The organism is uncultured Campylobacter sp. (assembly GCF_938045465.1).
Lineage (GTDB): Bacteria > Campylobacterota > Campylobacteria > Campylobacterales > Campylobacteraceae > Campylobacter_B.
The window spans coordinates 1-8,585 of sequence record NZ_CALIBF010000024.1 but is presented as its reverse complement, the minus strand read 5'-3'; the positions used below and the strand labels follow the sequence as shown (position 1 = coordinate 8,585).

The 8,585-nt window shown below is 48.9% G+C and carries 11 protein-coding genes and 1 pseudogene; all 12 read right to left on the bottom strand.

The window, feature by feature from the left end; translation table 11 throughout:
- Positions 1-74: 74 nt before the first annotated feature.
- Positions 75-1,895 (bottom strand): penicillin-binding protein 2, encoded by a 1,821-nt coding sequence (gene mrdA / locus Q0413_RS01330; RefSeq protein ID WP_298986492.1) that lies wholly within the window; start codon positions 1,893-1,895, stop codon positions 75-77.
- Positions 1,892-2,380 (bottom strand): hypothetical protein, encoded by a 489-nt coding sequence (locus Q0413_RS01325; protein ID WP_297880117.1) that lies wholly within the window; start codon positions 2,378-2,380, stop codon positions 1,892-1,894. The genes mrdA and Q0413_RS01325 overlap by 4 nt, the downstream gene beginning before the upstream one ends.
- Positions 2,347-3,162, bottom strand: coding sequence for a GNAT family N-acetyltransferase (locus Q0413_RS11185; protein WP_366939621.1), 816 nt, complete (start codon positions 3,160-3,162; stop codon positions 2,347-2,349). The genes Q0413_RS01325 and Q0413_RS11185 overlap by 34 nt, the downstream gene beginning before the upstream one ends.
- A gap of 712 nt (positions 3,163-3,874) precedes the next feature.
- Positions 3,875-4,174 (bottom strand): annotated as a pseudogene (locus Q0413_RS11180) (GTPase); the annotation flags it as partial.
- A complete protein-coding gene (gene lptA, locus Q0413_RS01305) occupies positions 4,171-4,686 on the bottom strand; it encodes a lipopolysaccharide transport periplasmic protein LptA (RefSeq protein WP_298986487.1) in 516 nt (171 codons plus the stop codon). The pseudogene Q0413_RS11180 and the gene lptA, both read right to left, overlap by 4 nt.
- Positions 4,650-5,183: an LPS export ABC transporter periplasmic protein LptC gene (gene lptC, locus Q0413_RS01300; RefSeq protein ID WP_298102273.1), complete on the bottom strand. Its 534-nt coding sequence runs from the start codon at positions 5,181-5,183 to the stop codon at positions 4,650-4,652. Before lptC ends, lptA begins: the two co-directional genes overlap by 37 nt.
- Positions 5,184-5,238: 55 nt before the next feature.
- The gene (locus tag Q0413_RS01295) at positions 5,239-5,727 is read right to left on the bottom strand and encodes an HAD family hydrolase (RefSeq protein ID WP_298986483.1); all 489 of its coding nucleotides are present in this window, start codon (positions 5,725-5,727) and stop codon (positions 5,239-5,241) included.
- Positions 5,728-5,813: 86 nt separating this feature from the next.
- Positions 5,814-6,761 (bottom strand): substrate-binding domain-containing protein, encoded by a 948-nt coding sequence (locus tag Q0413_RS01290; protein ID WP_298986480.1) that lies wholly within the window; start codon positions 6,759-6,761, stop codon positions 5,814-5,816.
- Between the two features lies 1 nt (position 6,762).
- The gene (locus Q0413_RS01285) at positions 6,763-6,900 is read right to left on the bottom strand and encodes a hypothetical protein (RefSeq protein ID WP_297905041.1); all 138 of its coding nucleotides are present in this window, start codon (positions 6,898-6,900) and stop codon (positions 6,763-6,765) included.
- Positions 6,901-6,908: 8 nt separating this feature from the next.
- Entirely contained in the window at positions 6,909-7,133 is a 225-nt protein-coding gene (locus tag Q0413_RS01280) for a hypothetical protein (RefSeq protein WP_298986476.1), read from the bottom strand.
- Positions 7,134-7,378: 245 nt separating this feature from the next.
- Complete coding sequence (gene hisB, locus Q0413_RS01275) at positions 7,379-7,957, bottom strand: imidazoleglycerol-phosphate dehydratase HisB (RefSeq protein ID WP_298986473.1); 579 nt, start codon at positions 7,955-7,957, stop codon at positions 7,379-7,381.
- A 48-nt stretch (positions 7,958-8,005) separates the two neighbouring features.
- Positions 8,006-8,585: thioredoxin domain-containing protein (locus Q0413_RS01270; RefSeq protein ID WP_298986470.1), on the bottom strand; the 580-nt coding region annotated here is incomplete at its 5' end.

Sequence of the window (8,585 nt, the reverse complement as noted above, 5' to 3'; positions counted from 1 at the left end):
AAAATTCTAAAATTCTAAAATTCTAAAATTCTAAAATTCTAAAATTCTAAAATTTTATAATTTTAAATTCCGCTCTACTTCGTTTTCTTTGCGCTGTCTTTGATAGTCGTTGCGTTGGCGTCGATGTAGCCCATCTGGACGAGCTTTTCGTAGATTTGCATTATCACGGGACCTGCCGCGCTTCCGCCTCCGCCGCCGTGTTCTACGAGCACGGTTACGGCGTATTGCGGCTTGTCGTACGGCCCAAAGCTAGTCATCCAGGCGTGCGAGCGGTGGAAGTAGTCCATATCAGCCTCTTTCATTCGCTTTTTGGCGGTCTGCGAGATACCCACGACCTGTGCGGTGCCCGTCTTGACCGCTAGAGGCACTACCGCGGTATGGATGAGCTTGTAGGCGGTGCCTCCGTCGGGGTTGTTACCGACCTCATACATCCCGCGTCGCACAAGCGGCAGCTGCGCCTTTTCTTTCGGCGTGAAAAGCTCGGTAGGGGTAAATTCCACCGGCTTACCGTCGATGCTTTTTAAAAAATGCGGCGTGATAGCCTTGCCCGAGGCGATCTGCGCGGTGTTTTTCGCCACCTGCATAGGGGTGACGAGCACGTCGCCCTGGCCGATCGAGGCATTGACCGTCTCGCCCTGATACCACGCGCGCTTAAATTTCTGCATTTTCCAGGCCTTATTAGGCATCGTGCCTACAAACTCATTGGGTAGATCGACGCCTGTTTTACTACCGAAACCCAGACGCTGCAGATACGCGGACATATAGTCGATCCCCACCAGCAGCGAGCCTTCGTAAAAATATACGTCGCAGCTGCCTTTAATCGCCTCTACTAAGCTCACGCGGCCGTGACCCCAGCTCTTCCAGCAGCGAAATTTACGCCCCCCTAGCTCTATCGCGCCGCTGCAAAACACGCTCCAATTCTCGTTGATCTTGCCGCTGTTTAAAAAGCTCATCCCCACTGCCATCTTGATTACAGAGCCCGGCGGATAGAGGCCGTTTACGAGCTTATTCGTAAACGGATGGCGCGGATCTTTTATCAGCTCGTCCCACTGCGCCTGCGAAATTCCGCCCACGAAGGTGTTTAGATCGTACTCGGGGAAGCTGCCCGCCGCGATGATAGCGCCGTCGCGCAGATCCATCACGATCGCTACGCCGTCCTTGTCTTTAAAAATTTCCTCGAGGTATTTTTGCAGCTCAAGATCGATGGTAAGGGAGATTTCGCTACTGCTGGGCTCTTGCATCGAGATCTCCTCTACGACCTGATTTAGCGCCGTAACCTTCGTCTTGCGCTCGCCCTTGCTGCCCTGCAAAAGCTCGTTATAATACCCCTCGACGCCGCTTCTGCCGTTGTATCCGGTAAGTGCGCTTAGGGGGTTGCTTTGGATATCTTTTTTATTGGCGCGGCCCACATAGCCGATGATGTGCGAAGCGAGCGCGCCGTAAGGGTAGAAGCGCTGCGAAGCGGGCGAAATTTTAATATTTTCGTGCAGGCTTAAGCTCGCAAAATGCTCTATCGTGGCGTTGTAATCCAAAAACGGCACGACTTCGATAAAGTCTTGATTATAAGCGGAATTCGCGTCCTTGTAGCTCTTGCTCATCGCGGTGACGTTGAGATCTTTAAAGTAGCGCGAGATATTATTTAGCTCGCTTTGCAGCGCGCCGTCTTTTAGATGCGGCGCGATCGATAGCGAAAAGCCGAGATTGTTTATCGCGAGCGGGCGGCCTTTGTCATCTAAAATTTGACCGCGCACCGGCGGGATGTATTCGGTGGAGATGACATTGTTTTTAGCGACCTGCTCGTAGAATTCGTTTGATTTGATCGAAAGATAATAAATTCTAACCAAAAGCATGCTAAAAAATAGTATCACAAATACGAATACGAACTTCAGCCTCATACCAGCCGCCCCTTAAAAAAGAGCAGAGCAAGCAAAATTTCAATCACGATGTAATTTAAATACTCGCCGCTTAGTGGCAGGTACTCGCTCTTTTTGATCGCAGAGATCGCGTTGCTCACCACAAAGACCAAAACATAGCTAATCATCACGTAAAAGCAGATCAAAAAATTTCTAAATTTAATATATTTAAATGAGTTTTCATAGACCACGAAATAAAATATACAATACGCGATAGCCACGCTAAATAGGTTAAATCCGTGGATCTGCTCGGCGCAAAACAGATAAAAAATAGAGAAAAACCAGGTAAAGCCGAACTTTTTAAATTTCACGTCGTTTTCGTATTTTTGCACCACCATCGCCGTGAAAAAAAATCCGATCAGCGGCGGCAAGCCTCTATACACCGCACTTAGAAGCAGGTAGAAAAGAACTCCCGCGCTAAAAAGCGTGTCCGCTATAAGGTATAGATAAGTGCGATTTCGTTGCATACCGGAAACTTTTTGCATTTAATACAATCGGCCCAAATTTTTTGCGCGGGCAGCTCGTCTTTTGGGATTTCGGTAAAACCCAGACGCTCGAAAAATTCCTTTTGATAGGTGAGCGTAAATACGCTTTTTAGCCCGTAAAATTTCGCCTCGTCTAGCAGCTCATTTACGATAGCTCTGGCAATGCCCCGCCTGCGAAACTGCGGAGCGACGATGAGCGAGCGCACCTCGGCAAGATCTGCGTTAAAAATTTTAAGCGAAGCAAAGCCCGCTAAAATTTCGGCTTCTTTTAGACACTGCGATTCGCAAGGCTGCGAAAAATCATTCTGAAAAACGCCCGCGCTTTGCGAATATTCGCTCCGTAAAATTTGCTCTTTGTCTGCTTGCGCGCGACCCATTTGAGATACAGCTTGCAGCGCGCTATTTCGTGGCGCGCTATTTTGAGACGTAGCTAGTTGCGGCGCAAAATTACCCGCGGCATCTTCGACGGAATTTTCAGAAGTAATTTCGGCAAAATTTTCGGCGGAGCTTTGGATTAAATTTAAATCCGAGCCATGCGCTAAATTTAAATCGGAATTCTCGGCTAAATTTGAATCGGAATTCTCTTTGGAATCAAAGCTCGTATCCGCCTTAGAATCGCAGCCGAACGCCAGCACGTATGAGCGGATATTGGCAGCTATCTCATCGCTTTCAAGCGGCAAGATCACGCCGTTTTGAACCTCCTCTTTTACGAGTTCTTGCATACGCGAAATGTCGCAAAGACGCGCCTTTTTTAGCCGTATCATCTAAAATTTTCCCTAATCTTTGCGCGATCTTGGCGGTGCATTTTATATCCGCTGAATTTAATTATTTTGAAATTCTGCGCCGCAAAATTTAACGTATTTAAATTTAGAAATTTCATAATCCAAACGCCCCTCGCACGATGATTTCGCGCGCTTTCGCAAGCCCGCCGCCCTTTAGCGTCGAGACCAAAACGGCCTGCGGATCGTGCCTCAAAAGCTTTGCGCGCTCGCTTTGGTTAAGCTTGTCGGCTTTGGTGTAGAGCCTCACGACCTTTTGATCGCCGCGCAGAAAACTAGCGAGATAGTTTTGCAAATTTTTATCTATCGTAAGATCAAACTGCCTCGCGTCGATGAGATGGACGAAAAGCTTGATATTTAGGCGCTCTTTGATGAACTCGTCGAGATTTTTTTGCCAGATATAATGCAGTTTTTTAGAGACCTTAGCATACCCGAACCCGGGCAGATCCACGAAGATCAAAGAGATATTTTCTCCCAAGCTCGCAAGATCAGAAAAGGCGGGGTTGGCCGCTAAGCTTAGCGCGGATCTACCTGTAAAATTTAATTCGGGGCTTTGCACTGAATTCGGCGCAAAACCTGCCGCAAGATCTGTCTCGCGATCCGATCTAAAATCCGCCGAAACGCTTTTTAAATTTAAAATAGAGTTCTGCTTTAAATTTCGCTCAGACGCCGCAGCCTCCGCGTGATCTTGCGCGCAATTTGCAGCCGAGCTTAAAGCCTCTTTGCTTGCTAGATCAAGCGGCGTTTCATTTTGCGAGCCGTCCGAGTCTGCGGCAAGCTTTTGTTTAAATTTAACCTCGAAAAAATTTATCAGCTGCGTTTTGCCCGGCGTCGAGCTTGATTTGGCTAGATTTTTGCGCCCGGTAAGCACGTTTATCAGGCTGCTTTTGCCGACGTTGGAGCGCCCCAAAAACGCCACTTCGCTCATCGCAAACTCGGGCGCACCCGCGATATTTGCGGCGGAGGTGATAAACTGCGCGCTGCTAGGATAGATCATTTGTTTTGATCTTCGACCTGAAAGATCAGACGCACGGGCTTTTTCTCGCCGCCGCCGCTTTTTACTTCGTAGGTGCCCTTTTGGCGATTTACGATGATCTTATCGCCGTAAACCTCCTTTTTGGTCTCGGCCTCGTGCAGATAGGCGTTGTTTTCGAGCGTGTAAGCCTCGATAGTCGGATCGTAGGTCAGCACGCCGCCCTTGCCGTCGTAATGCTTCTGATTGAGTAAAATTTTAAAATTTGCATTTCCCGTCGCGACGTATTTGGTAGGCTGGCGCTTGGCGTCGAAGTAGATCGTCACTTTATCGGAATTTAGCGTATCATAAGCGCCCTTTTTGATGCGAACGTTGCCTGTCAGCACGCTGATCTGCTTGATCTCGTCGGCGAAAAAATTATCCGCCGTGACCTCGACCTGCTCCTGCGCGGCGCTGAGATTAGGCGCGCCAAAGCTAGTAATTAGCGCGGCTACGAGTATTAGTTTGTGGAGTTTTGATCTTTTATTAAATACCATGCGTGGATTCCTTTTGAGTTTGTTTGTTTGGTTTTGGTGTTGTAGCTTATGCTTGCGCCCGTGATGTTATTTTCGCCTTGACGCAGCACGTACGGCACGTCGGAGCGGATGATCTTGCTACTCGTATCGTAGATGATCTCTTGCGCCGTATAATCAAAGCCGTCCGTGTTGATATAATGCGCGTCGCCGGTAAATTTTATCAGCTCGCCGGCACGCGTCGCAGTCTTTGAAACCAAAGTGTGATTCATATCCGCGCTAATCTCCTCGGCTTTGAAATTTTTAAACTCGTCGCGATCCTTATAGCGAGTGCCGCCGTCCGCGGTAAATTTAGCATCCACGCGCTCGCCGATCTGATAATCGACGATCTTTTTCATCTCCATATTCGCAATGCTTAGATCCTGCCTAAACATATCGCTAAAATACGGCGTCTGTACGCTTAAAAACACCATCGCGACGCAAAAGATCGCAATCGCGACGTAGAAAATTTTTATCACCATCGCTCTGTCCCTTTTGATCTGCGCGAAATTTTACCCATCGCGCGCGCTTGCGAAACTACAGCCATTTGCTATTCCACTCTTCGCGCATGCCGTTTTTATCGACGAGCATTTCGATCATCTCGCGCACCGCGCCGCAGCCGCCGTTTTTGCTTAGCGCGACGTCCGCTTTTAGCGAGCTTAGCGCATCGGCGGGCTTGAAGCTGATCGCGACCGCATTTAAAAGCTTCGCGTCGTTTATATCATCGCCGATCGCGGCGGCCTCATTAAAGCTTAGGTTCAAATTTTTTAAAATTTGCTCCGCCCTTGAGAGCTTGTCTTTTTCGCCTTGAAAGAGCGTATCGATCTTTAGCTCGCGCGCACGGTTTGCGACGATTTGCGAGCTTTTGCCGGTGATGATCGCGACCTTTAGCCCCAGCCGCTGCCACTCCTGGATACCGAACCCGTCTTTTACGTTAAATTTCTTCATCTCTTCGCCGCCGTTTGAATGGTACAGCCCGCCGTCGCTAAGGCAGCCGTCTACGTCTAAAAATATGATCTTTATCACTTCGTTTTCCGTTTTTTGAAATTTTGTGATTTTAACGAAATTTGGCTGAATTTTTGGCAAACGCCGTATAAATTTAAGCTGCGATCTTAGCCTTTAATCGGCACGTAGCCGCTATTTTCGATGATGCTTTGCCCCTGCGGCGAAAGGATCCAATCTATCAGCGTGCGGATATTTTCGTTTTTGTTGTTTTCATCGTAAACCGCGTAAATTTCGGCTACGAGCGGATATTTGCGGCTAGAGATATTTTCTTTATTCGGATACGCGCCGTTTAGGCTAAGCATCTTCACGCCGCCGTTTTGCACGATCCCCTCGACGTAATAGCGAAACGAAAAGCCGATTGCACTGCCGAAAAAGCCCGTGATCTTGCGCTTAGGCTGCGTCTCGCCCATAAATTTCAAAAACGCGCTCTGGCTGCCGCTACCTGCGTTTCGCTGCACGGCATCTATTCGCATGTGCTCGCCGCCTAGCTGCGACCAGTCGTCAAACTCCCCAGAATAGATCCCTCGCACCTGATCCACGGTTAAGCTTGAAATTTTATTATTTGCATTTACGATAAAGACGAACGCCTCCAGCCCGATCGGCACGAAGCGCAAGCGCGCGCCCTTTTCTCGCGCGTAATCAAGCTGCTGCTTTGAAGGGGCGGCGACAAAGATCAGATCCGCCTCGCCGTCGCTTATGGCCTTGTATGCGCCGCGAGTGTTGCTAAATTTAAGCCTGCTAGCATCGGTAAAATTTTGCCCGTCAAACTCCACGCTTTCTTTGGGATAGTTTGCCGCGACGAATGCCGAAAACACGGGATATAGCGCCGCTGCGCCGTCGATTATCGGCAGATCGCCGCTAAGTTTTAAGCCGGAGCTGGCGCGCACGATCTGCGAGCCCTGCTCAAACGGCAGAAATTTATGCAGCTCGATCGATTTGGCCTGCATCTCGGCGCTGCTTTGATTTATGTATCGCTTCACGACGAGGCTGTAAAACGCAAAATCGAAAGCCGTCAAGCTAAGCAGCAGCAAAATTACGATAGATGTGCGCTTCATCTTAGTTGCCGTTTGCGATATAGGAGATGATCGAGCATTTACTCTGAAGATATAGCGCCGCCCCCACTAGCGCGCAAACGCTAATCGCCCAAGCCGTAAATATTACAGCGATCGTTTTTTGAAAAATTTCATCGCTCATTTTGTGTCTCACATATGCGCAAGCGCGCGGTCAAGTAGCCATAAAAAGCCGACCACCGCGCCCGTGGAACACGCAAGCGCAAGCGCAGAAAGGATCAGAAAAATTTTATCCTTTCTGCGGCGCGTGGGTTCGTTTTTTGATCTGATAAATTTTACTAAACGCACGACGAACCAAATAAACGAAACGATCGGCAGCGCGAACAAAAGGAAAATAAAAATCGAGAAAGAATCCATATCTCACCTTCAAAATTTAATACGTAAAGCGATATTTCGACGCAATGCGAGCGCAAAATTTTAGACAACCTATACGCACGCCGCTGTTTTAAAATTTCAGCCAAGCGGCGCGCCTTTGCAAATCAATTCTAGCAAAGACGGAATTTCGCGGATTTTAAGCGAGCGGCGAGAGTAAAATTTCAAACGCCGATAAAATTTCAAAACCGCGAATTGCCAAATTTACTAAATTTAGCGCGCATTTACCGCTATAAAACGCCCTTCGTGCTAGGCACGCCGGCGCGCTCGTTGATACTTATCGCGCGACGAAATGCGACGGCAAACGCCTTAAACGCGGCCTCTGCGACGTGATGTAGATTTTCGCCGCGGATCTGGCTTAGATGCAGCGTTAAATTTGCGTTGAAAGCCAGAGCGCGGAAAAATTCTTCTACGAGCTCGGCGTCGAATTCGCCGATCTTGCCGCGCTTTAGGCTCGGGCAGTCAAATACCAAAAACGCGCGGTTGGAAAAATCAAGCGCTGCAGAAACCGCCGCCTCGTCCATCACGACGACGCTATCGCCGAAGCGCTCGATGTTTTGCGCGGGATAGATCGCCTCTTTTATCGCGCTTCCGAGCACGATGCCGCAGTCTTCGACGCTGTGGTGAAAATCAACCTGTAAATCGCCCTCGCAGCGCAGGTTTAGATCGATCCACGCGTGCTTGGCAAACGCACTAAGCATATGATCAAAAAAACCGATGTCCGTTTGTATCTGCGCCGCGCCGCATCCGTAAAGCTCCAGCTCAAGCTCGATTTTGGTCTCTTTCGTAGCCCTATTTTTGCTTATCATCGCGCAATCCTTAAAACTAAATTTTGTTTGAAATCTATCTAAATTTCACTAAATTTCGGTTAAAATTTGAGCCAGCTTTTCGGAATTTACGCTACCGATCTGGCGCAGGCTCACAATCTCGGCGCCCTCTTTAAAAAACAGAATCGTAGGTGGACCGAATACGTTAAAATGCGCTTTTATCGCCCTATTTTGCTCGCTATCTTCGCTAAGATCGATCTTTAAAAGGCTAAATTTATCAAGCGCGCCAGCAAGAGCGGGATCTGCGAATGCTCGCTCGCTCTGCTCGCAATTTTTGCACCAGCTAGCCCAAAAGTCTACTATCACAGGCTTTTTGGAATTTTCTATTTCGCCGCGCAGCTGCGCCAGATCGTGCACAAACGAAAAATGCGCGCCGCTAAAATTTTTAGCGCGAGAAATTTCGCTCGCTTGCAAGCCCTCGCCGCCGGGGCCGCCGCTGGAATATCTCGTGCTTTGCGGGATTAGATTACCAAGCGGTCTGGAAAAATCTTTCGCGCCGCTGGCAAAGCCCGCAAGCAGCAGCGCCGAATATAGCGCGATTACGAGAGCCAAAGCGCGCTTGATGCCGCCCGCGCCGTCGTCAAACAGCCCCAAAAATCCTGCAAAGATC